Origin of the sequence: Sphingomicrobium marinum (assembly GCF_026157105.1) — a bacterium.
GTDB lineage: Bacteria > Pseudomonadota > Alphaproteobacteria > Sphingomonadales > Sphingomonadaceae > Sphingomicrobium > Sphingomicrobium marinum.
The window spans coordinates 1,187,025-1,209,474 of record NZ_JANPVQ010000001.1 but is presented as its reverse complement, the minus strand read 5'-3'; the positions used below and the strand labels follow the sequence as shown (position 1 = coordinate 1,209,474).

At 56.9% G+C, this 22,450-nt stretch carries 19 protein-coding genes; 8 read left to right on the top strand and 11 right to left on the bottom strand.

What is annotated here, in order from left to right:
• The first annotated feature begins 158 nt into the window (after window positions 1-158).
• The 4 genes from NUX07_RS06085 to NUX07_RS06070 all read left to right on the top strand — a co-directional run bounded on the left by NUX07_RS06085 (window position 159) and on the right by NUX07_RS06070 (window position 6,762).
• The gene (locus tag NUX07_RS06085; RefSeq protein ID WP_265529634.1) at window positions 159-2,477 is read left to right on the top strand and encodes a putative bifunctional diguanylate cyclase/phosphodiesterase; all 2,319 of its coding nucleotides are present in this window, start codon (window positions 159-161) and stop codon (window positions 2,475-2,477) included.
• Between the two features lie 81 nt (window positions 2,478-2,558).
• Window positions 2,559-4,190, top strand: a complete 1,632-nt coding sequence (locus tag NUX07_RS06080) for a FecR domain-containing protein (RefSeq protein WP_265529632.1) — start codon at window positions 2,559-2,561, stop codon at window positions 4,188-4,190.
• A 56-nt stretch (window positions 4,191-4,246) separates the two neighbouring features.
• On the top strand, window positions 4,247-5,167 hold the full coding sequence (locus NUX07_RS06075; RefSeq protein WP_265529630.1) for a porin family protein: 921 nt from the start codon (window positions 4,247-4,249) through the stop codon (window positions 5,165-5,167).
• A 161-nt stretch (window positions 5,168-5,328) separates the two neighbouring features.
• Window positions 5,329-6,762 (top strand): HWE histidine kinase domain-containing protein, encoded by a 1,434-nt coding sequence (locus NUX07_RS06070; protein WP_265529628.1) that lies wholly within the window; start codon window positions 5,329-5,331, stop codon window positions 6,760-6,762.
• Between the two features lie 47 nt (window positions 6,763-6,809).
• Here the strand turns inward: NUX07_RS06070 and NUX07_RS06065 are convergent, their stop codons facing one another.
• On the bottom strand, window positions 6,810-7,262 hold the full coding sequence (locus tag NUX07_RS06065; RefSeq protein ID WP_265529626.1) for a nuclear transport factor 2 family protein: 453 nt from the start codon (window positions 7,260-7,262) through the stop codon (window positions 6,810-6,812).
• Between the two features lie 276 nt (window positions 7,263-7,538).
• On the opposite strand from NUX07_RS06065, the gene NUX07_RS06060 reads away from it, so the two are divergent.
• Together NUX07_RS06060 and NUX07_RS06055 are read left to right on the top strand one after the other, a co-directional pair.
• The gene (locus tag NUX07_RS06060; RefSeq protein ID WP_265529624.1) at window positions 7,539-10,049 is read left to right on the top strand and encodes a GAF domain-containing protein; all 2,511 of its coding nucleotides are present in this window, start codon (window positions 7,539-7,541) and stop codon (window positions 10,047-10,049) included.
• Entirely contained in the window at window positions 10,046-10,480 is a 435-nt protein-coding gene (locus NUX07_RS06055; protein ID WP_265529622.1) for a response regulator, read from the top strand. The genes NUX07_RS06060 and NUX07_RS06055 overlap by 4 nt, the downstream gene beginning before the upstream one ends.
• A gap of 181 nt (window positions 10,481-10,661) precedes the next feature.
• Here NUX07_RS06055 and NUX07_RS06050 read toward each other — a convergent pair whose 3' ends face one another.
• Window positions 10,662-11,669, bottom strand: coding sequence for a hypothetical protein (locus NUX07_RS06050; RefSeq protein WP_265529620.1), 1,008 nt, complete (start codon window positions 11,667-11,669; stop codon window positions 10,662-10,664).
• Window positions 11,670-12,359: 690 nt separating this feature from the next.
• On the opposite strand from NUX07_RS06050, the gene NUX07_RS06045 reads away from it, so the two are divergent.
• The gene (locus NUX07_RS06045) at window positions 12,360-12,950 is read left to right on the top strand and encodes a hypothetical protein (protein WP_265529619.1); all 591 of its coding nucleotides are present in this window, start codon (window positions 12,360-12,362) and stop codon (window positions 12,948-12,950) included.
• A gap of 108 nt (window positions 12,951-13,058) precedes the next feature.
• On the opposite strand, the gene NUX07_RS06040 is transcribed toward NUX07_RS06045, so the two are convergent.
• The 8 genes from NUX07_RS06040 to NUX07_RS06005 all read right to left on the bottom strand — a co-directional run bounded on the left by NUX07_RS06040 (window position 13,059) and on the right by NUX07_RS06005 (window position 19,123).
• Entirely contained in the window at window positions 13,059-13,529 is a 471-nt protein-coding gene (locus NUX07_RS06040) for a copper chaperone PCu(A)C (RefSeq protein ID WP_265529617.1), read from the bottom strand.
• 55 nt (window positions 13,530-13,584) lie between these two features.
• On the bottom strand, window positions 13,585-13,770 hold the full coding sequence (locus NUX07_RS06035; protein ID WP_265529615.1) for a KOW motif-containing protein: 186 nt from the start codon (window positions 13,768-13,770) through the stop codon (window positions 13,585-13,587).
• Between the two features lie 484 nt (window positions 13,771-14,254).
• On the bottom strand, window positions 14,255-15,001 hold the full coding sequence (locus NUX07_RS06030; RefSeq protein WP_265529613.1) for an anti-sigma factor: 747 nt from the start codon (window positions 14,999-15,001) through the stop codon (window positions 14,255-14,257).
• Window positions 14,991-15,566, bottom strand: coding sequence for a sigma-70 family RNA polymerase sigma factor (locus tag NUX07_RS06025; protein ID WP_265529612.1), 576 nt, complete (start codon window positions 15,564-15,566; stop codon window positions 14,991-14,993). Before NUX07_RS06025 ends, NUX07_RS06030 begins: the two co-directional genes overlap by 11 nt.
• A gap of 156 nt (window positions 15,567-15,722) precedes the next feature.
• The gene (locus NUX07_RS06020) at window positions 15,723-17,012 is read right to left on the bottom strand and encodes a tetratricopeptide repeat protein (protein WP_265529611.1); all 1,290 of its coding nucleotides are present in this window, start codon (window positions 17,010-17,012) and stop codon (window positions 15,723-15,725) included.
• 114 nt (window positions 17,013-17,126) lie between these two features.
• A complete protein-coding gene (locus tag NUX07_RS06015) occupies window positions 17,127-17,822 on the bottom strand; it encodes a DUF4331 family protein (RefSeq protein ID WP_265529610.1) in 696 nt (231 codons plus the stop codon).
• On the bottom strand, window positions 17,822-18,493 hold the full coding sequence (locus NUX07_RS06010; RefSeq protein ID WP_265529608.1) for a DUF4331 family protein: 672 nt from the start codon (window positions 18,491-18,493) through the stop codon (window positions 17,822-17,824). The genes NUX07_RS06015 and NUX07_RS06010 overlap by 1 nt, the downstream gene beginning before the upstream one ends.
• A gap of 270 nt (window positions 18,494-18,763) precedes the next feature.
• The gene (locus NUX07_RS06005; protein ID WP_265529607.1) at window positions 18,764-19,123 is read right to left on the bottom strand and encodes a hypothetical protein; all 360 of its coding nucleotides are present in this window, start codon (window positions 19,121-19,123) and stop codon (window positions 18,764-18,766) included.
• A gap of 230 nt (window positions 19,124-19,353) precedes the next feature.
• On the opposite strand from NUX07_RS06005, the gene NUX07_RS06000 reads away from it, so the two are divergent.
• Window positions 19,354-19,752, top strand: coding sequence for a PRC-barrel domain-containing protein (locus NUX07_RS06000; RefSeq protein WP_265529605.1), 399 nt, complete (start codon window positions 19,354-19,356; stop codon window positions 19,750-19,752).
• A gap of 505 nt (window positions 19,753-20,257) precedes the next feature.
• Here NUX07_RS06000 and NUX07_RS05995 read toward each other — a convergent pair.
• Window positions 20,258-22,183 (bottom strand): ATP-binding protein, encoded by a 1,926-nt coding sequence (locus NUX07_RS05995; RefSeq protein WP_265529602.1) that lies wholly within the window; start codon window positions 22,181-22,183, stop codon window positions 20,258-20,260.
• Window positions 22,184-22,450: the final 267 nt, after the last annotated feature.

Here is a 22,450-nt window from a genome sequence, read left to right as displayed (position 1 = left end):
GTACCGAGTTGGCCGAGCGCCCCGGCGTACGTGCATAAAATAAGACTAAATTAGGCATTTTTGCTTACCGCTTTTCGCATGGCGGAGAATTTTACATATGCCGGTTGCGCAGGCGTTCGCCGCACCCGTTGGACTCGGCGATAGCGGGGCCTACTAGTTTGCGAGCCAACGACATCTTTCATCGCCACAGCGACAAGTTGAACGCGCTGCTGATCGCCGCCGTCATTGCCGCGTTATGGGCGCTGGCGATGCTGTCGCCCTTGGAGCACTGGCTCGAGGACCGACGCGCACGCCTGCTCGATCGCGCAGCGACTGGCGACGTCGTGATTGTCGAGATCGATTCGCGTAGCATTTCCGAGCTGCAGCAATGGCCGTGGCCGCGATCGCTCCACGCCGATCTGGTGGACCGCCTGACGGCCGCGGGCGCATCGACGATCGCCTACGATGTCGACTTCAGCTCGCCATCGCATCAAGGCGACGCGGACTTTGCCGCGGCGATCGAGCGGTCGGGCAAGGTCGTGCTACCGATTTTTTATTCGCGGGCGCGCCGCGGCGACGGGCAGGAAAGCGCGATCATCAATCGGCCGATGGAGTCATTCAGTGCCGCCTGGGTTGGTGCCGTGAACATCTATCCCGACGCTGGCGGCACGGTGCGTGACTATCCGGCGGCCACGCATATCGACGGTCAGGTGACGCCATCGCTGGCCACGGTCGTGGCGCAAAACAGCGATTGGGGCGATCGTACGTTCCGACCCGACTGGTCGATCGACCCTCGATCGATCCCGCGCCACGCCTTCGTCGATGTCGTCGAAGGCCGCGTTCCGGGACACGCCTTTGAAAACAAGCGGATAATCGTCGGGAGCACTGCGATCGAGCTGGGCGACCGATATGCTGTTCCCGTACACGGCATCATGTCGGGAGTCGTTGTCCAGGCGTTGGCGGCGGAATCGCTTGTCCAAGGTCGGGCGCTGGCCAGCACAGGCTGGCCGGTCACGATAGCAGGAATATTGCTCATTGCATTTCTCTGGCGCCCGCGCACGGGCGTCAAACCAGTGCGATATGCCGCGATGGCAGGTTTCGGACTGCTGGCACTTTTGGCAGCACCTGTCGCGGTGCAGGCAATGGTGCCGCTTTCTATCGAGAGCGCGCCGTGGCTCGCAGCCCTTGTCCTCTGCGCGGCTGTCCAACTGGTTTTGACCGTGCGACGTCACATTCACGACCGCGCGCGCACCGATGCCGACACAGCGCTGCCCAACAGGCTTGCCATCGAAGAAGCGCTTGAAGGTAATGCGCGCGACGCGATCCTGGTTGTGGCATCGATCCGGCGCTTCAGCGACATACGCGAAGGCATGGGAACCGCCGCCAGCAACGAAGTCGTGCTCGAAATCGCAGGCCGCTTATCCGCGCAGCTGGGTACACCGATCTACCGGATCGCCCCCGAACTTATCGGGTGGATCGACCACGACGCCGACGGTCACTCGGTAGAGGGCCGCATCTCCTCAATGAACGAGGTCTTTCGCCAAGCGGTCTCGACGTCACAAGGCCCCGTCGATGTGCAGCTTTCGTACGGCGTCGATGCAGGGATCGCCGCTCATGGTGTCCTACGCATCGAGCGCGCGCTTGCAGCAGCGGAAACTGCACGCCGCGAAGGTCACCTTGTTGCTGTCGAAGGCGGGGCTCAACCAGAACTACGCCGCGAATTGGGGCTGATGGGCGAACTGCGCGCCGCGATGGACAACGGCCAGGTATGGTTAGCCTACCAACCCAAATATTCGCTCCATGAAAATCGCATCGTTTCGGCCGAGGCGTTGATCCGTTGGACCGACACCGACGGTCGCAATGTACCGCCCGACAGCTTCATTCCGTTGGCCGAAAGCACCGGAATGATTACCGAAGTCACGCTCTTTGCCCTTCGATCAATCGTCTCGCAGCTAGCAGCCTGGCAGCGGAACGGTACGCCGCTTCATGTCTCGATGAATATCTCGCCGGTCGATCTCGCCAAGCCGGATTTCGTCGATGACGTTGCTGCGATCATCGAGGCGGCAAAAATCGATCCAGCCGTGCTGACTCTGGAAATAACCGAAAGTGCCTTCATTCGATCACCCGAGCAGGCCCTCGCCAGCCTCGACCGCCTGCGCGCGCTGGGACTACGCTTGTCGATCGACGATTATGGAACGGGGCTATCCACCCTCTCCTACCTCCAAAAGATGCCGGTGCAGGAGCTCAAGATTGATCGAAGCTTCATTACCGAACTGCTGACAAGGGAAAGCGACCGTGTTCTGGTACGCTCGACCATCGACATGGCGCACGAGCTCGAACTGACCGTCGTTGCCGAAGGCGTGGAAGATGCGGCAACGCTCGAAGAACTGCGCGGCATCGGCTGCGACCAGATTCAAGGCTATCTCATCGGAAAGCCCCTCACCGCGGACGAAATCATCGATCTTTGCCGCAACTCCGAACGGCAATTTGTCGCATGATCTCAGCCACGTAGACGGTTAAATTTTCGATAACTCCGCTCGGTTAACGATCGTTACCCTTGATGACTTAATCCTGCGAGTATGACACAGAAACTCGTCTCGCAGATCCGAGTCCTTTTTGGACTGCTGCTGTTCTTTATCGCGGCACCAGCGCTTGCCAGTGACGGCGCCTGGACCGTCACGCAGAAATCCGGACACGTCGAGGTTATCCGATCAGGAATGCAGCCCGCGTCGTTGCACGTCGATGCGCGCCTGCACGCCGGTGACACGGTGGCAACGGGCCGCGATGGTCGGGCCATGCTGACGCACGGAAGCGACTATCTGCTGGTCAACGCCAACAGCCGTCTCGCCATTCCAGCCGAAAAGAAAGCGGACGGCTTTACCCGCCTGAAACAATGGTTCGGGTCCGTGTTCTATGATGTAGAGACCACAGGAAAGCCGCATTTCGAAGTCGAAACGCCATTGCTGGCCGCGGTGGTGAAAGGCACCCAGTTCACGATTACTGTCGAGGCCGACCGAGCATCGGTGCATGTGACCGAAGGCGTCGTAGAGGTCAGCACCGCCGATCGCCTTGCAAAGCGTGACGTCGCCGCCGGCAATATCGCGACGATCTATCTCGAACGCAGCGGCGAAATCGTGCTTACGCCCGCTGACGTCTCGATCGAGCGCGAACAGCGCGAGCGATCGGATCTCGAACCTGGCGAAGCCGAACGCAGCGGCAGCGTGCTTTCTGCGCCCACCAGCGCCGCACTGCCCCGTGAAAGCGTCGAGGACGGCAATGAAGATGTCTTCCATCTCGCGGGAGCCCGAACCGCCGTGGAAGCGACGGCAACCGATGTCGATGCGAGCAAGCAGATCGAAGAGACCGCCGACACCGCGGAAAGCAGTGTCAAGGAAGCGGTCGAAGACACTTCCAAGGAAGCGACCGACGCCGTGAAAGTCATCGACGAACAAGTCGTGAAGGAAAGCGTCGACGAAGTCGTAGCCGTTGCCGAAAGTTCCGTTGAAGCCGTGACGGAAGTCGTCGACACCAGCGTCGACGACGTGGTCAGCGTGATCGACGATACGGTCGATACCGTCGTCGGCGAGACGGTCGAGGAAGTTGCTGCAGTCGTCGATGACACCCTGGAGGAGTCGGTCGGCGACACCATTGAGGAGGTCGCAGCGATCGTTGACGATACCGTCGACGAGACTGTCGGCGAGGTGGTCGAGGAAGTCGCCGCGATCGTCGACGACACGGTCGAAGACGTCCTCGGCGAGACTGTCGAGGAAGTAGCGGAAGTCGTGGACGATACGGTCGAAGAGGCAGTGGGAGAAACGGTTGAGGAAGTCGCATCGGTCGTTGAGGAAGCCGTCGAGGAAACGGTAGCCGAGACCGTCGAGGAAGCTGCCGCGGTCGCCGATGATGTGATCGAGGAATCGGTCAGTGACACGATCGAGGAAGTCGCATCCGTCATCGACGACACGATCGAAGAATCGGTAAGCGAGACGGTCGACGAAGTCGCTTCGGTCGTTGACGAGACCGTCGAAGAGACTGTCGCTGAAACCGTCGAAGAAGCCGTTGCCGAAACCGTTGAAGAAACGGTGGAGGAAGTCGTGGAAGAGACTGTTGAAGAAGCCGTCGAAGAGACTGTAGAAGAGGCGGTTGAAGAAGCCGTCGAAGAAACCGTCGAAGAAGCAGTTGACGACGTCCTGGGCGACGTGCCGCTCTAGGGGCGGTTAAGGAGCCCCTAACCTTCCTTCAATGATTTGCGACGATAAGCGCTCGTATGACCGAATCGTACGCCTTTTCGCGCTGCAAGGCGCTTCTCTTGACGATCATGGGCCTTGCCATCCCTGTTTCTGCGCAAGCCGAAGATCGTTGGGAAGCAACCTTCAAGGCATCGACCTTCTACGATAGCCAGCTGGTCATCGAAGAGGCTGACGTGTCGCGCGAAGCGGGCGATGCCGGACTAAAGTTAGGCGCCAACCTCGAATTCAGGCCGGTCGACACAGACGCGCTCGACGTAAAGGTCAGTTACGACTTCGGTCAGTCGCTCTACGCAGACTTCGACGAATTCAACCTGCAGACCCACCGTGTCGATGCGTCCGTCACCCACACTATCGGGAAAGTCAGGATCGGACTGCGCGCCGATGCCACGCATATCCGTTTGGCAGGCGACCCATTCCTCAATCTGGTATCGGCATCGCCGTCCGTAAGCGCTTTTCTTGCGGACGACATCTTCGTGCGCGGGCACCTTCGCATTGCAGAAAAAACGTTCACCGACCTAGATCATCGCGACGCGAGCGTATCGCAGGTCGGCATCAATCTGTTTCGCTTTCACAAGAAGGGCCGCGGCTATCTCCTCGCCGGTGCGCAGGTCGAGCGCGAAGATGCAGTAGACCCCGTGCTCGATTTCGAAGGCGTCAGCGCTTCGCTGACCTTCAAGCATCCATTAAACGAGGCGGCCAATGGGCCGACGGTCAAGCTCACCAGCGATTATCGCGAACGCGACTATTCTGTCATCACACCCTCAATCGGCGAGCCGCGGACCGAAAATCGATTTCGCGTCGGGGGCGAATTCGAGTTCGGCGTGCGCGACAATATGCGCGCGGAGCTTACGTATCGATACACCGACCGAAATTCGAACCTGGTATCGGCAAACTATGCCGAGCATCGCGCCGAAGCCGGGATTGTCTTTACGATCTGACCTCGCCCCACGTGCTGGCGAAATCTTTTGCCTGTGGACTTTATTGGCCGTAAGTTCGTTTCCGAAGGGAAACGCAGTTGGCCAAATCACTGCTTCGAGAGAACTCGCGATCAATCTCAATCGATAAAGCGACGGAGAAGCTCGCCGCGAGCGCGGACCTGGTGGGCAGTAAGTTTTTCCCGGCTCTGGTCGAAGCCATTGCGCAATCGCTCGATGTGCGTTGGGTGTTTCTCAGTCGCCCCTCCGAACGCGAGCCCAGCAAAGCGAACACGCTAGCCGTCTGGAACGACGGTCCCGCGGCCAACATGTCGTACGATCTGGCCGGATCACCTTGTGCAGAGATCATCGGTGATGGCGCGTGCTGCTATTCGAGCGACGTGCAACGGCTTTTTCCGGATGACGTCTTGCTCAGCGAGATGGGCGCCGAAAGCTATGTCGGCATCCCCCTTCGAGCCTCGACCGGCGATGTTATCGGGTTGATCGCCGCACTCGACGATAAAACGATCGACGATTCCGAGGTCGCGCGCGAGATCCTTGCAATGTTCGCTGGTCGCGCGGCCGCGGAGATCGAACGTCTCGAAACCGCATCGGCTAATGAACGCATGGGGCGGATCGTCGAGGATTCGGTCAGCGAGGCCTTCGTATTCGATGGCGACGATTATACCTTCGAACTCGTCAATCGCGGTGCGCGCGATAACCTGGGATTCAGTCTCAAGGAACTGCGCGAACTAACGCCGTGGAACATCAAGCCCGAATATAGCGAAACGCAGTTCCGCGACTTCGTGAAGCCGCTGAAAGCCGGCAAAGTCCCCTACCTGGAGTTCGAGACGATCCACCAACGCAAGGATGGCTCGCACTATAATGTTTCCGTGCGCCTGCAGTATTTCGGTGGAACGGATAATGTGTTTTTCGCGTCGATTTACGACATCACCGAACGCAAGATGGCCGAGGAGCGCGAACGCCTGCTTATGCGCGAGGTCAATCACCGCGCCAAAAACCTGTTAAGCATCATCCAGGTCATTGCCCGGCAAACCGTAGCCTCGAGGCCGGAAAGCTACATTGCGCGGTTCGAAGACCGGATCGCCGCGCTCGCCGCCAGTTACGATCTGCTCGTTGAAAATCCCAAGGCTGGCGTCCGGCTCAGAAGCCTGATCCGCGCGCAACTTGGGCACTTCGATCACCTCTTCGACAAGAGGATCTCGATCGATGGCCCGACCGTCCACTTGAACGCGGCGGCGGCGCAAAGCGTCGGTATGGCGCTGCATGAGCTGGCCACCAATGGCGCCAAATATGGTGCGCTGTCGAATGATGAAGGATGCGTCTCGATCGATTGGCGCCTTGTCGATGGGCAGGACGATGCGCAAATGCTGGAACTGACTTGGGTCGAGAGCGGTGGCCCGCCCGTGAGCACGCCGGACCGAAAGGGCTTTGGCTCCACCGTCATCGACAGCGCCGTGCGATCCACGACGCGCGGACACGTGGCGCTCGATTACGAGCCCAGCGGCCTCACCTTCAAACTCACCGCCCCGCTATCGGCTCTATCAATCAAATATCGCTCGGCAGAAGACGGTGGCCCAGCCGAAGACGTGCAGTAGCGCGTTACGGTTTAAGGCCGGGCAGTTACGCCCGGCCAGATGTTCGATTAGTCGTCGCCGATACTTGCACAACCCCACCCCAGGAACTTCCAGCGCCCGTCGTCCTTGACGAGCGTATCGCTGCACCGTTCGGTGTTGTTCTCGCGATCGCCCTTATGGTCGGTTTCGACAATTTCCGCGAAATAGTGGACCAATGCGGTGTCGCCATGCACCGAGATGTTCATCGGGCTCAAACGGTAATTGAGCACTTTGCCTTCGGCCCCGAAAATGCCGCTGGCACGCTGAATATCCTGCCTTGAATTTGGAACGACGCCGTTGCCACCCCAACCATAAGAATTCGCCAACATGTCAGTATGCCATGCGCCGTTGTCGACGTTGCGTTCCCAGCTTCCGGCAACTGCTTGCCAGACTTCCGTCTGTTTATCCGACCAATGCTGAGCGGTAGCTGGCGCTGCCAGAGTGGCGCTCGCCGCCACGATGATCATTCCGAGCGATTTCATGTGCTTCTCCCCGTTAACGTCTGAATGACGCCGGGGGCACTTACCATAAATTATATAACTACGCTAATCCGGCGCTTGTATTTGGAGTATGGTTGGAGAAGGAACCGCGCTCTCGCTCGAGGGAATTCAGCAATCCGATCTTCACCATACCCCATGGCAGCGAGCGCTCGTCTCAAAGCGAGAATTTTTAGGGAAACCAACACACCCGTGACGCGTTCTTTCGCGAACCACATAACATGGCGGCTTTTGTTGCAAGAGTAAGGGGGCAAGCCAATCATGGATCAACGGGTCGAGGCAAAACCTAGGCTTGCCATCAACAAGGAGTTGCTCGCGAACCTTTTCGAGCAAGCGCCGGGTTTCATGGCCGTGCTTCGTGGTCCCGATCATATCTTCGAGTTGGCCAATCCCGCGTATCGCAAACTGATCGGCAACCGGGATATCATCGGCAAACCCGTTGCTGAAGTAGCGCCGGAAGCCGCTGAACAAGGGTTCCTCGACATTCTTAATGAGGTGTTCCGGACCGGCGAGGCCTATTCCGGCAAGGCCATGGAAGTGCATCTGGCGGATCGCGAAGAATCTATGTTCGTCGACTTCGTGAACCAGCCCATTATCGATGAGGCAGGCAAGGTGACCGGGATTTTTATCCAGGGAACCGATGTTACGGCCCGCACGCGAGCCGAGCGATACCAAGCGACTCAGAGCAGACTCCTTGAATCGGCGTTCCAGAATGAGGGGCTCGAAGAGTTGCTCAGCATGCTGATCCACGCCGTAGAAGAGGAGTCGCAGTCCGAGGTCATCGGATCCATCCTTCTTCTCGACGAAGACGGTAAGCACCTGCTCCACGGTGCCGCACCCAGCCTTCCCCAAGCCTATAATGACGCGATCCACGGCATCGAGATCGGTCCCGAGGCGGGCTCGTGCGGAACGGCAGCCTTCAAACGCCAACCGGTTTTCGTCTCCGATGTGCGTACAGACCCCAAATGGGCCGATTTCAAAGATTTGGCGCTAGAGAACGGTCTGCTTGCCTGCTGGTCGATTCCCATCATGTCCGCAGCAGGCGATTTGCTCGGCACCTTTGCGATGTATCATCGCCAGCCGAGAGAACCGCTCGCCGCTGACATCGAACTTGTCGATTTCGTGATCCGTACTGCCGCGGTCATTATCGAAAGAAAACAGGCCGAAACGGCCCTCGAAGAAGAGCGGCAGACTCTCGAAAAGCTCAACCAGACGGGCGAAGTGATTGCCGGAGAGCTGGATTTGGACCAGGTGGTCCAGGAGGTTACCGACGCTGGCGTAAAACTTACCGGGGCCGAGTTCGGAGCGTTTTTCTACAACGTCAACGAGCCCAACGGCGAATCGTATATGCTCTACACCCTATCGGGGGTCGATCGAAAAGCGTTCGAGCAATTTCCTATGCCGCGTAAGACCGACATTTTTGCGCCGACTTTTGATGGCGACGGCATCGTGCGTTCGGACGACATCACCACCGACCCGCGCTATGGCCGCAACGCACCTCATAAAGGCATGCCGGAAGGCCACCTTCCGGTAACCAGCTATCTGGCCGTACCGGTGAAATCGCGCTCGGGCGAAGTGATCGGCGGCCTGTTTTTCGGCCACCCCGCCAAGGGCCAGTTCAAGGAGCGGCACGAGCGTCTCATGGTCGGCATCGCTGCACAAGCGGCCGTCGCGATCGACAATGCGCGGCTTTACAGGGCGGCGCAAACCGAAATCCAGGATCGCAAACAGACCGAAGCGGCTTTAATAGATATTAGTCGGCGTTTTGATGCAGTGCTCAACAACACGCGCATGGCCGTTTTCCTGATGGATGAGCGTCAGTTCTGCGTGTACGCCAACGCAGCGGCTGAAGACCTGACCGGCTATTCGTTCGACGAGCTGCAGGGCAAGGCCCTGCACGATGTCATTCATCATACCCGTCCCGACGGGTCGCACTATCCGCTCGAGGAATGCCCGATCGACCGCGCGTTCCCCGAAAACGCGCAGACTGAAGGCGAAGAAATTTTCGTCCATCGCGACGGATCATTCTATCCCGTTCACTTTACAGCGTCGCCCATCCGCGACGAAGCATCGAACACCATCGGGACGATCATCGAAGTCCGGAATATCGCGGACGAGAAAGAGCGGGCTGCCGAACTGGCCGAGGCCTTGAGAACCAAGGATATCCTGCTCCACGAGGTCAATCATCGGGTGAAAAACAGCCTTCAGGTGGTAACATCGTTGCTGACACTGCAGGCGCGCAAGGCCGATGATGCGAACCTTGAAAAAAGCTTGCAGGAGGCGCGCAACAGGGTCGCGGTCATCGCCGCGATGCACCAGCGTCTCTACGCAACCAGCGACCACGACCATGTCGATTTCGGAGACTATCTCGCCGATCTTGCCGAGGAAGCCATGCAGTCGATGAGTTCGAGCGAGCATATCGAGCTGCGCACCGCCATTGATCGCGGGATCGTCATGAATCTCCGGCAGGCCGTACCACTGGCACTTGTCGTCAGCGAACTCATTACGAATGCGATCAAATATGCCTACCCGCCCGAAAAGGGCGGAGAAGTTTTCATCGGGCTGGATAACAAAGGCGATCATGTCGCCCTTTGCATCAAGGACGATGGCGTTGGCTTGCCCGACGGATTTGACCCTGCGAAATCCGATGGGCTGGGCATGAAGATAGTCACTTCGCTTTTGCGTCAGGTACGAGGAGAATTGTCACTGCCGCAACGACCGGAGGGCGCCCAGTTCGATATCAAGATACCAGTCGAAAAGACCGATAAATGACGGGCAGCACATCACAATCTCCAAAGCGCAAGCTTGCACTGAATGTACTTATTGTAGAGGACGAAGCACTTGTCGCGATGGATCTCGAGTACATGATCGAGGAAGCCGGTCACGTCCCCGTCGCACATGCCGACAATCTGGAATCGGCGCTTGAGGCCGCTAAAGACCATCGGCCGGACATCGCGTTGGTGGATATCCAATTGGGTTTTGGGGAAAGCGGCCTGCAGGTTGCCGAGCAACTGAAAGACCGCGGGATCCCGGTGCTATTCTCGACGGGGAATTGCCCTGGAGATGAAGGTCGACCCTTTGCGCTCGGATGTATGCACAAGCCGGTCGTCGAGCGCAGTTTGCGCGCCGCACTGGAAGCGGTCGAAGCGACGATGGACGGTGCTGAAATCCCGGACCTCCCGTCATCGGTGCATTTTTACTGATCACCCCCGGGTGACGGACAAGCGCTCGGCCACATCTTCGTGTTGGCTGCTGCGCTGCAACGGGCGAGCCCCTTGCGTCGTTTTTCGCCAAGACGATCCTGTCTCAAGAGCTATGAAAAATAGACTTCTCGAAGATCAACACGTCTCTCGCCAAGAGAGAAGAATTACGAAACGTGTAGCGCTACGGTGCAGTGCCAGGGCAAAACCAATCGAAGAAACGCATACCAGACCCACCCCAGCGTTGGGACGACGTGCCATCGGCAGAGGTAATGTAGATCTTTCGCCTCCCCCCGTTGTGGATCAATTCTGAATTGTCGCAGCTATACGCGGGCTCAGATGCCGGGAAGGTTTCTACAGGGACACCATCGCTCACTCTTACCTGCAACATATTTCCAGTGTCATTGTCAGTAAACGCTACTCTGTGCTCTCCCATGCCTTGAGGGTTGGTGACTGTCACAATTGCATCAATCCAAATGCCCGCGCCATCGTAGATTTTTCTCGGAGCAGCCATCTCGTTGATGTTGTAAGCCCAGATGCTATTGTAAGCTCCCTGGTAGCCGTTAAGGGGCGCCCCCGAAAAGATTATCTCGTTGGTCGCGGCGAAGTCAGGGCTGAACCGTATGCTGCCAACGGCCCACTCGCCGTTAGTACCCCACTCTGGTCGTGGTTCATTGTGCCACTGCTCCAAAGTGAGATGCGTGGTTTCGCCGGTTTCGAGATCATAGATTGCTATGATGCCTGAGCTTCCCAAGCCGGTATAGTCTTCGTCACTCTCAGTCCAAGTCGCCAAAGCGCCGTCCGGAGAGAAATCTATAAAATCGAAGGAGTTACTAGAGGTCGGGCCGATTAGTTCGGTATCTTCCTCGAGTGCAACCGGACATGGATTTTCTCCTACGTAGGTCAGGGTCGCCAAGTAAATAGCATCATTCCCAAGCCCGTAGGCGAGACGCATATTGGCTGCGTCCAGTCCGAATCCCCTTAAGCGGGGACCGCCATCTTCGAAGCGCAACACTGTGCAGGCTTGATCTCCTGCACGGTTGGCTAGCCGAATGTCAGTAAATCCACGACCTTCATATCTATATCCAATGGCGGGTTCGAACGCCGCAGGAGGCTCGCTACCGCCGCCGCCGTTGCCCTTTCCGTTCCCCTTGCCATTTTGGGCTGCCGCTGGCGCGCTGATCAAGCTCAAGCTTAATATGATCAAAGCTGTTAGACATTTCAGAGACATCTCTCATCCCCCTAAATTGCTTCAAGAGATCGTGTTTGCGAGCACGCTATGAACAGTCTACGCTAACTATCTTTTTGACATGTTTTTATATACCATAATGCTCACGGCTATGCGAATCTGAGACCTGAGGGGGATGAGATGGCACTAGACCCAATGTCATTGCTTCTAGCACTTCCTGCGGTGTCGTTGGCGTGTTCCGCGCAGGAGCTTGAGGGAGGGCAGTCTCGTAGCCAGCACCGAGATCAACCCAATTTTGGTATCGAGGTTAGGATTGAACAGCCGATCGCTGGCGTCCGCATGCGGTATGATATTGTCGGCGAACCTCGTTACCCTAGGCGGGCGATGTCCTCTGAAAATATGCTCATCGTTGAGGCGTCTGAGAATCCGGAAGCGCTCATCACTTTTTCGAATGATGCCCCCCCTGACCTCGAAGCCATAACCGGGCGGCCTGACCTTCAAGAGGCGTTTGACGCAAAGGCGCGCCCAGGACAATTCGTGACGCCTCCTGCGGTTGGCCGGTGAACTAGCCTCGCCCACTGCGAAGCAAACTGCCGTTGGCTCGGCTACCCATGTCCGCCGACGCGGAAGGAATTTCGACCACATTTTGTTTATAAAACGCCGTTGGTTCGAGGGACCTCCAAGGCCCGTAGCGTGCGCAAACGCCTTCTATCATTGGAGCATTGGAGTTTGTCTCCTCGTCACCATTTCGACGCGAAGGAGATGCACATGCTCACTCTGACTTCCATTCTTGCCATGCTGGTCGCCAATCCGCATGCCGCTGCGGCCGACAATCATGCGCACGAGCACGACAAAGAAGCGATGATCGCCAGCGCGGCCAGCGCCGCTCCAGCCTCGGTGACCGATGCCGCGACGATCGTTGATCATGACGGCAATGTGTTGCGCGCGGGCACCAACGGCTTCACCTGCATTCCCGAGAGCACTGCAATGGGGCCGATGTGCAACGATGCTACCTGGAACGCCATGCTGGCCGCATTCATGGCGGACGAGCCCTTCAAGCCAGATGGCTTCGGCGTAACCTATATGCTTGCGGGCGAAGGCGATGCGCCGGGGGTCAGCAATATCGATCCACGGGCGACCGAACCGACCGAAGACAATGATTGGGTCAAGGAAGGGCCGCACATGATGCTGATCCTCCCCATGCCGCGATGCTTGAGGGCATTTCGACCGATCCCAAAGACCCGGTTTATGTCATGTGGAAGGGCACGCCCTATGCGCACCTAATGGTGCGGATAACCGACGAGGAATAGCTTCAGGTAGTTGGGAGCCGCTGTTCAGGTGCGCCTCGAAGCGGCCGAGATCCTTCGGGTGCATGCAGAACTTCGCTTGGTGTCAGTCGTCGTAGGCGTCCCAAGCAGCGCGGGTGCCATTCACGGCCTTTAAGCGATACTTCTTGGGCCCCGCATTCCGGAACACGAGGGTCATTTCGATTTCGGTCCCAACCGGGATCGGATATTTAACATCCATGAGCATGAGATGCCATTCAAGACCGGGAGGCTCTATCAGGGATTCGCTGTTGGCGGTGATCGGAAACGTGGGTTCGACGACCATTTTCCGATCCTCGCCCTCTCCAACCATATGATGGATTTCCACGCGATCCGCACAATCGCAAGAGACTTCTATAAGCGTATCTTGAGCCCCTGGGTTATCAAATGCTGCATAGGCCGCAGCCATCATTCCGGGAGTGGCTCGTTCAACCGATGAAACGATCGTTTTCGTGACATCAATGTGTTGACTGGCCGGAGGAAGAGTAGTGCAGCCTGCAAGAGAGATTGTAGCCGCGACCGCTATCGATACCTTCATTTTGCCTCCAATCAATCAGCTTGGCGCCTGCTCGTGCTCGTGAACGAGATTCAGGTTAGGCTTTTTCGACATTGCACGCGAGTGTCTTGAAGCGCTCCTGATGTTCGTCTCGTACCGTGACTGTGATGTTGCCGCCCTTGCTGCGATTGAGGTCCTCGACCGTGCCGCTACGACCCTTGTGCGTGCCAGCGACCACTCTGCACCGATCGCCATTGGCGACCGGACTGATTTCATCAGTCATCCTGCACCTCCGTGGATGAACATTACTTCATCGACTAGAGAAATGGTAGCGGCAAGCTAGATCGTCTATTGTTCAACCTGGTAGGCAGGGCCGAGCAAACAGATATGGAGTGCAGCAGTTGTTGGACGATATCGTGCGGCTCTTCGAGCGACACAAGCGAATATTCTCTGTTTTAGGCGCTATCTGGTTCGCCCTTGGGTGCGCTGTCTATGCGAGATTTCTACCGCTTCCGGACATTCCCTATCTCACAGAAGAAGTCGCGCTCTTTTCAGGCGCGGCATACAACGCAATCTGGTGGGGAATTGCACGTCCGGCCCTCCAACGGCGGACCGAAGCAATAAGGTTGGAAAATGGTAGCGGAGGAGGGACTTGAACCCCCGACACGCGGATTATGATTTCAACGGGAGATGCGCATAGACGTGTCTACGTAGCGAAGATTGAATTCGCCGCCCGTCTGACATCGACAAATATTCCCGCGCGCGGATCAGATTTCGATGAGTTGGCCGGCAGCCACAATGTCGGTCGTTGGGGCCGAATGCGGGGCGCTATCTCGCTCTTCATATGTCACGGCGATTGTGGCCCCGGCTGCGAACAAAGCTGCCTCGGCTTCACCGAGTTCGCGCGAGTAGCCACCCTGATACGGCAACAAGCCCAGTGATTGTGGCGCGCCGCCAGCCGGCACGACCCATAGTTCGGGCGCGCGCGACGGGCCAAGCTCGGCTTCAGGGACGCCGGCGATCTGGACGGCGAGTTTGCGGCTGGCCGGGTCGAGGCGCGTTGAAATATCAGGGCCCGTCTCTCCGCCATCGAGGGCAGCGAAAAGCTGCGGCGTGACGGACACAGGTTGTTCGACTGGCACCTCGACGACTCTTGGTCCGAGCAAGTCCGTGCCCTTGTCGACATAGAGCATGACAGCAACGCCGAGCATGAAGCCCAGAAATCCTGCAGCACGCTTACGCCAACCCTTGCCGGTCGGCACGGCAATGGCCGGGATATCGTCTTGCCCGGCCAAATGACTGTCGATGGCCGGCCAAATAGATGATGGCGGCGGGACGGCATCGAACTGCCGTGACAAATGTGCAAACTTGAGGTGCCACCAGTCGACCAGCTCGGCGAAATCGGCATCGGCCAGCAATCGACGATTGGCATCGGCCAACTCGCTTCCTTCCAGCAACCCGAGTGCCAGCTCGGCGGCAGTGACTACCGGATCTTTCTGCGGGTCATCGGTCATCGAGACACTTCCGCAACCGTTTCATCGACCGGGCCATCCAGCCCTTGATAGTACCCAGCGGTGTTCCGATACGCTCGGCAACCTGCGAATAGCTCAGCCCATCGAAGTAGGCGTGGCGAATGCATTTCTGATGTTCGCTGTCGAGCTCTTCCAGGCAATCCTCGATGCGCTCGCGGATCTCCCCCGCCTCGGCTAGTCGGTCGGGCAGCGGCGCGTCGTCGGCGACACGCTCTATCGCTAGGGCTTCGTCCCCGATCGTGGATCTGCGCCGTCGCACAGCGTCGATCGCGCTGTTGCGGGCAATCATGCTCAGCCATGTGATCGGACTCGCCTTGGCGGCATCATAGCGCCCCGCCCTGCGCCAGACTTTGAGGTATGTTTCCTGCAATACATCTTCTGCAATTTCCCGCTCTTTGCAGATACGCAGGCATATCCCGAATAGTTTAGCACTGGTCCGATCATAGACCTTTTTCAGAGCGGCCCGATCTCCACTAGCTGTGAAGCCAATTGCCGCGACGAGTTCATCGCGAGCTTGTTTGGAAGATCGAGAGTCCTTTTTGGCCATCGCTATCGTGCGTAGAGTAAGAAACTACCGCCGCCTAGTCATTGGCTCGTTACAAACTCGACACTATTCAGCATGGATGTTCGCGATCCACCCGAGCGCCGCGTTGCCGCAACGGCAAGTTCCCAAGGCCTTCGATCCACTCGAAATGGATGCTGCTCAATGGTTGCCAAAGGCGAGCAGGTCCGACCCTGGATCAAGCGCTTTCGGATTGAAGCGCTCCGCGTCGCGTCTTGCGGCGCGCGCGCATTTTCCACGGTCAAGCGCCTCGCATGCATCGGCACGGGCCATGTATTGCTCGGTCGAACGCCAGCCACTAGCTTCCACATGATCGAGCATCTCGATGGCTTCTTGCGGCCGGCCCGCCGCAACAAGTGCGCGGGCGACGCCGACCTTGGCATCACCATAAGGCCGGTTGGCATGATTGGCTCTGGCATATTTAAGTGCAGCCGTCCCGTCCCCGCGTCCTATCGCAGCGTCGAGCAGGTGATCAGCATAGGCTTCGGGAAACTCGCGAGCGCGTTCGTTGAAGATAGCGAGCGCACGCGCCTCGAGCGCCTTGGCCTCGACGTCGCGCCCCTGCGAAGACAATAATGCCGCATAGGCCGACATGACGCTCGGCTCTTCATGCTTCTTCAGGATCTGGCGATAGCGTATTTCTCCGGCGGCGGGGTTGCCCTGTGCACCGTCAAGTTGCGCGATATGCGCACTGGCCAGCCAATATCCGGGGAAAATCTCTTCGGCCTTTTCGAAATAGTCGCGCGCTTCGTCCCAACGACCGCGTTTAAGTTCTACGCCACCTGCGTAGAGTAGATACAGAGAAGCGATGCGCGGCGTGACATCCTGACTGGCGCCTGCGGCCAGCACTCTAAGGGCAGCCTCACGTTCTCCCATGCGCTGATAGTAGTTCGCGAGCCTGATGACCGACGAAACACCTGAATCGAGCGCCAGCGCTCTTCGAAAATTGCTTTTTGCGCGATCATAGTCGCCCGAATAAAGCGCCAGGTCGCCGCGCAACGAGAGGACTTCGGCCTGTTCGATCTTCGACGCCCGAACGGCAAGGCCATCCCGCCTGTCGAGATGCGCTGCGGCTTCTGCTTGTCGGTGAAGGGCAAACGAAACCACTGCCGACGAAAGTGCTGGCCCGCTTCCATCCGGCGCATTTGACCGCGCCGCCTTCAAGAGCGCATATGACTTTGACAAATCCGAAAAATCAGCTGTCAATTGTGCCCGCCGGTGTAGGGCCATGGCATGGCTTTCGCTGGCGAGCCAACCGTCGCTCTGCAGAACTTGCCGTTCCGCCGATTGCCGGACGTCTCGGTCAGCGCGTGCCAAGGCATCTTCAAAGGCAGCCGGACCAAATGCTTTTCCGGTAAGCTCGGATAGTGAAGCGAATTCGTCAGCTTCCCCTGGTCGCGTCAGGGCAATCAAAGCCGCGATGACAAGCAAGGCGGCGATGAGACGCAGCGTCCAGATCTGAGAACTCGAATGGGTCATAGCAAGCCTCCGGGGAGATTAACGGGGCCCGCAACCCACCACGCGGGCCCCTAGCCTGACAGGTGCCTAGATAGGCTGCGCGCAAGGGGTTAGCCCCGCAGCTGTCAGATCATCTGCCAAGGCATTGGTGAGGTCGGTCAGGACCATCGAGAGTTCGGGCACGAACTCACCGGCAAGATCGTCGGCCGGTCCCGCATCGTTATACTCGATCTTCCCGTCAGTCGGGATCAGCGCGGTCGAAACCGCAGGCATACCCATGCGGTCCACCCGGACATAAGATGAATTTGGTTGAAGGTCGAACGAGAAGGCCTGTCCCGATGTATCGGCTGCGGGCGGTGTACCCTGCGCCGGGGCGAGGTAGGGGAAGTTTGACCGGAACGCGAGATCGTTCGCCGACGGATTGAGCGGCAGGTTTGCCAGAGTGGCCGGCCCATTCGTCGAAAGGTCGAGGAAAATGACCGCCAGCGTCACATCGATGACAGGATCGGGCAAAGCACGGCCGTTGGGGAAGCCCGAAGCCGCAGTATAGTTGACCGTCAAGGTGTCGGGAATGACTGCGTCAGCGACGGTGATGCCACCTGTCCCGGGGATTTCCTGTTCCAGGCATGGCGTCGGGTCAAAGCTGGTGGGCATCGGCGGAGGTGGGGGCGGCGGATTGACGAGCGAATCCGGGGCGCGACTGTTATTTTCGCCGTCACAAGCTGCCAACGCGCCTAGCAGCGCCAGCGGTGCCAAGATAGTTTTGAATTTGCTGTTGGTCATTATAGTTGCCCTCCGAGCCGGAGCGTCTCCGCCCAGACATCAATCACGTTGTTGCCTTGTGCGAGGCTATTGTTGGGAATTTCGATCACCACTGCAGTCAGATTCTGACCGGCAAAGAAGTCACGGCTTGAGTCGAAGCTAAGTGTGCCGGTATCGAGCGTCTCCCGGAAACCCTGCAGGTCGAAGAAAAACGGATCATCGAAGAGACCCGCGCGAACGGTAACGCCGTCTTGCATGAGGTCCGTTTCGACGGGTCCGATAATGTCGCCTGTGACGCCAGGAAGCCCGCTCACGCGCACGCCAAACTGGTCGCCCGGCTGGCTATCATCCTCGCCAAACTGAACGAGAATGGGAATTTCGACCGTTGCGCGATCGGTATCGTTGGAGACGTTGATGAAGTAGCGCACATCGGGGTCGAATGTGGCGGGCTGGTCAGTCGGGGCCGGGCCAGCAAATGTCAGGATGAGCTTGGTCGTCGTCCCATCGAAAAAGACATAGAGATCGGCGATGTCGGCAGCGGTATCAGGCGTGTCATCTGCGTCCGGGCTCGTGCGTTGCGGCGGATCGAGGTGATCGGCTGCGACGATGGGTTCGCCGCCCAATTGGAAGACAAGGGCCGCAGCGCCAAGTAGCGCTCCCCCTGCCAATAGTGGTTTGATGGAGGTGCGCATTAACTGGCTCCTATGCATTCATGTGCGTTGGCATTGGTGCAATGCGGGCAGCCGCACCCTAGTGGTCCGACAAGCTAGATACGGAGCAGCCGCTCTATCGGTTGGACGTTTTCTGAATTTTTTGCGAGGGGGTCCGCTGCGACCGACCGGCATGACGGTCGCGGCGAAACGAATTAGGATGCGCGCCTTGGCAACAAGATCGCAGCGCGGTGCGGCTTCTGCCTGCAAAACATGGTAGCGGAGGAGGGACTTGAACCCCCGACACGCAAATCACTGTTCCCGGATCGTGGGCGACGCGCGTCGAAAGCCGATTACCGCCAAACCGGCGGAGACTAGCAAGAGCCCTGAGACGATTATGCCGTCGGCCCCCGTCAAGACGACGAACCGTCCGGCCATCGCGAAAGCAAATGAAGCATACATCATTCCTAGCGCCAGCAGCAGCCCAGAGCCTACACGGGCGCCTCGCTTCAGGGGGCTTTTGTCAGACCCAACCTGGTCAAAGAAAACCGCAAAGATGATCGGGGGCGCGAAGGGCATGAACATCATGAATGGCATAAAAATGGCGCTCAACACTCGCTCAACCAGGCTGTCGCCGTAGCCTGCGGAAATGAAAGGCATGGTGACGATCATCCCGAGGTAGATCGCGAATAAGGCGCCGAGACACCCTAGCGTGCGAGATTTGGTCACGCCTGCTTATCTCAGATCGCCCCTATAAGTGCCATTTTATTCGAGCGCACTTTGTCCGCGCGATAACTCGAATGAAATCAATGATATAACGAAGAACTCTCCATCTTTCGACGCGTTGATACTGCATCGGCGCAAAGGCGCGCCGGCACTAGTGAACTAGAGGGAGAAAGGAAATGGCCACGACGACATTTGAAAGAGAAAGAGAAGACATTCTTACACGCGACGAAAGCCAAAATCTCATCTCGGCTGACAAGGTGGAAGGAACTACCGTTTTCGATCGCAACGGCGAGAAGGTCGGAAGTGTCAAAAAGGTCATGCTTACAAAGCATGACGGGCGCGTCCGCTACGTCGTAATGGGTTCAGGAGGTCTGTTTGGAATGGGAGAAGATTATACACCTCTCCCGTGGGACGCTCTGGATTACGACACAAGCAAGGGCGGTTATCGCTTGAAGACGCTGTCAAAGGATGATCTCGAAAAGAATGAGCCGCCTCGTTTTAGCTCGAGTGAAGATCCGAACTTCGACGAAGGCTACGAAAGGACAGTAAGACTCTATTACTTCCCCATGGCGTAGTAATCAGGATATGGGCGGTCGTTGGCCGCCCATTTCTTTTCCCAGCCTTGGCCCGAGGAAGGGCGACTATAGCCACTGCGTCAGTAGGCCAGCGGCCAAATGGCGCCGACAGGAAGACACCGGGCAACTATTCCGTCGAAAATATCAAAGAATGGTAGCGGAGGAGGGACTTGAACCCCCGACACGCGGATTATGATTCCGCTTTTTTCCCTAGAATTTACACGGTTCGTGGGGCGCGTGTTCCACCTGTGTTGCATCTACCAAGAGTTATGGATAGCTGGCTGTCTTGAGTAGGGCACGGAGACGAACGTCAGGGACCGCTTCAGTTGCGTGCAGCGCTAGGTTGTCGTGAAATTTGGGCGCCGGATCCGGCTACGGCGCCCTAGCCTAGCATTTTCGACACGCTGCACGTCTATAGTAGCCGACGTACGCTTAAACTCAAGTCTCAACGCGGGCTGTCGGGCGCCTCCTCAGAGTAACGACTAATCCAAATAGTGCTCCCCTTTTAGTTAGCTTGAGTCAGGGTAAAGCATATTCGAGCACCACGACTGTCAGAATTGGACACCCAGATTTGACCACCTTGAGCCTCGATAATTGTCCGACAGAGCGCCAAACCTAGACCAATCCCTCCCGGCTTCTCAGATGAGAACGCTTCAAATGGCCGCACGCCGTCTGCAAAGCCGGGTCCGTTATCTTCGATTGAGACTTCAATCAAAGACGACTTCGATTGGGCCCAACTTACAATGATCTCAGGCTTTCCATCTTCGAGGACTTCGAGCGCGTTTTTCAAGAGATTGTAAAAGACTTGTTTCACCAAAGCTCGACTTCCGCAGATCGAAAGCGTCTCGTGGCTTCCAACGACCATAACGGAAGAAACTTCATACTGGGGGTCAACATCAAGGAGATCGATTGCTTCGTTGATTACATCTTGCAGTTCGAAGATTTCCATTTCCTTGTCAGAATTAGAAACCAACTCGCGAGCGGCACCGATCATCTCTCCCAATACTAGGACTTGATCATTTGCTTTCTGCAAATAGGTGTTCAACTGGCGGTCGCTCCGGCCATCGGACCGAAGCTGCCGCCTCGCAGCCGACAGGAAATTTGAGATTACAGTGAGCGGTTGATTGACTTCGTGGGCCAACGTCGCGGTCAACGCGCTCATTGACTGTAGTCTTGCTTGCGCAGCAGCTCGCGAACGAAGGGAACGGAGCGTCTTCTCGTCGTCAATTGATTGATCGATACCATAAATGACTATCACATCTCCGTTTTCATTCATTTCAGGACTTGCCAAGACCCTTCTATATGAGTGCGTTCCGTCTGCAATTTTGCTCTTCAATTCGAAAACTTTTAAGCGCTTGTTTCGCTTGACATCTTCGATCGCTGAGCTGAAACGAGCAAAATTATCCGTATCCAAAACCTCGATGAGATGCCGGTGGTCAATGACAAGTTGGTTCACTCCGTATGTTCGAGAAAGGTTTTCTGATATTATCAATTTAGAAGTATGGACGTCATACTTCCAATCTCCCATTTTACCGAGCAACTGGGCGTGATTAAGCTGCCTGTTCGCGGCTCGCATGGTCTGCAGCTGAATGCTTTGCTTCCGGAGGTATGCGTTCAGCAGAAATACTGCGGCTATGCTCAAAACTAGAGCAGCGACAACCATTGCTCCGACAAAAATTTTGTAATGTTGCAACGGACGGAGGTAGCGATCTCGACGCATTCCACTCGTCGCAAAAAGACCGAACTCGGACAGGCGCCTATGCGAAAAGATATACGGCTCTTGTGTTATCGAGTGCGGCCCAACATAGGTTCCATTGGGTTCCTCACTTTGCTTACGCATCACTAGCGTTCCAGCAAGCTGCTCACCGCTACTATATTGGTGACCAGTACGTCGGGCACGGGTAATGCCGTCCAGCCCTATAAGCGAGATTAACTCTCCATCCTCTAACTTCTCTGTTTGGCCGAAGCTCGTAAAAACATGCGGACGCATGTAAGCGACAATAAACCTATCAGTACCGTTCCTAGTATCTTTTGTAACTAGCGCGATAAGGTCTTCGCCGGATCCCACTTCAAGTGGCGGCGATACCCAATAATCGTAGCCAGATTTTTCGTATGCGGAACGGAGGTCCAGCTCGGCTTTCGAACCCAAAAAAACCTTCGCGTCCGACGCTCCTCGACGACCGTCTACGTTTACATAGAGATGCTCAATCACAGATGAAATTTCGCTAGTTTCTCGAAGAGCCTGATTTAAGTGGGAAGAGCCCATAGCCGTGTTATGGTCAAGCTCATGTTTGATTTGGCTCATCGAAAGCTTCGCCATTTCCAAGATGCGAAGCGAAAATTGCTCGAGAGCCGCCACACGCATCTGGTTTCGCAAACTAGCTTCACTCACTAACCGATCACGCTGCGCAGACACCCATTCTCCGGCCATGATTGTTAAAAGCAGACAAAAACCGAGAAGGAAAAACGACGTCGCGATTGTTACACGCTTAGGAGCCGACACACGGCTATCTGAAAAAATCGATTTTCGATGAGGCGGATACCGCAATGTGGTTAAGTATGAAGTGTTCATACAGTAGCAATACTACAATCGGAGATAGCCAAATTACTGTAGTAGTATTCCGATATATTCTTTGAACCGGTCATATAATATCCATTCTGGGTCAATTTGAGGAGGCAGATCCGATGAACCGACCCA

Excerpts from the sequence above, each read along its gene's own strand:
- NUX07_RS06000 (WP_265529605.1), top strand. The coding sequence starts at position 19,354 with ATGGCCACGACGACATTTGAAAGAGAAAGAGAAGACATTCTTACACGC.
- NUX07_RS06010 (WP_265529608.1), bottom strand. The coding sequence starts at position 18,493 with ATGCGCACCTCCATCAAACCACTATTGGCAGGGGGAGCGCTACTTGGC.
- NUX07_RS06015 (WP_265529610.1), bottom strand. The coding sequence starts at position 17,822 with ATGACCAACAGCAAATTCAAAACTATCTTGGCACCGCTGGCGCTGCTA.
- NUX07_RS06025 (WP_265529612.1), bottom strand. The coding sequence starts at position 15,566 with ATGGCCAAAAAGGACTCTCGATCTTCCAAACAAGCTCGCGATGAACTC.
- NUX07_RS06030 (WP_265529613.1), bottom strand. The coding sequence starts at position 15,001 with ATGACCGATGACCCGCAGAAAGATCCGGTAGTCACTGCCGCCGAGCTG.
- NUX07_RS06040 (WP_265529617.1), bottom strand. The coding sequence starts at position 13,529 with ATGAAGGTATCGATAGCGGTCGCGGCTACAATCTCTCTTGCAGGCTGC.
- NUX07_RS06005 (WP_265529607.1), bottom strand. The coding sequence starts at position 19,123 with ATGATCGTCACCATGCCTTTCATTTCCGCAGGCTACGGCGACAGCCTG.
- NUX07_RS06080 (WP_265529632.1), top strand. The coding sequence starts at position 2,559 with ATGACACAGAAACTCGTCTCGCAGATCCGAGTCCTTTTTGGACTGCTG.
- NUX07_RS06035 (WP_265529615.1), bottom strand. The coding sequence starts at position 13,770 with ATGACTGATGAAATCAGTCCGGTCGCCAATGGCGATCGGTGCAGAGTG.
- NUX07_RS06055 (WP_265529622.1), top strand. The coding sequence starts at position 10,046 with ATGACGGGCAGCACATCACAATCTCCAAAGCGCAAGCTTGCACTGAAT.
- NUX07_RS05995 (WP_265529602.1), bottom strand. The coding sequence starts at position 22,183 with ATGGCCGGAGAATGGGTGTCTGCGCAGCGTGATCGGTTAGTGAGTGAA.
- NUX07_RS06065 (WP_265529626.1), bottom strand. The coding sequence starts at position 7,262 with ATGAAATCGCTCGGAATGATCATCGTGGCGGCGAGCGCCACTCTGGCA.
- NUX07_RS06075 (WP_265529630.1), top strand. The coding sequence starts at position 4,247 with ATGACCGAATCGTACGCCTTTTCGCGCTGCAAGGCGCTTCTCTTGACG.
- NUX07_RS06060 (WP_265529624.1), top strand. The coding sequence starts at position 7,539 with ATGGATCAACGGGTCGAGGCAAAACCTAGGCTTGCCATCAACAAGGAG.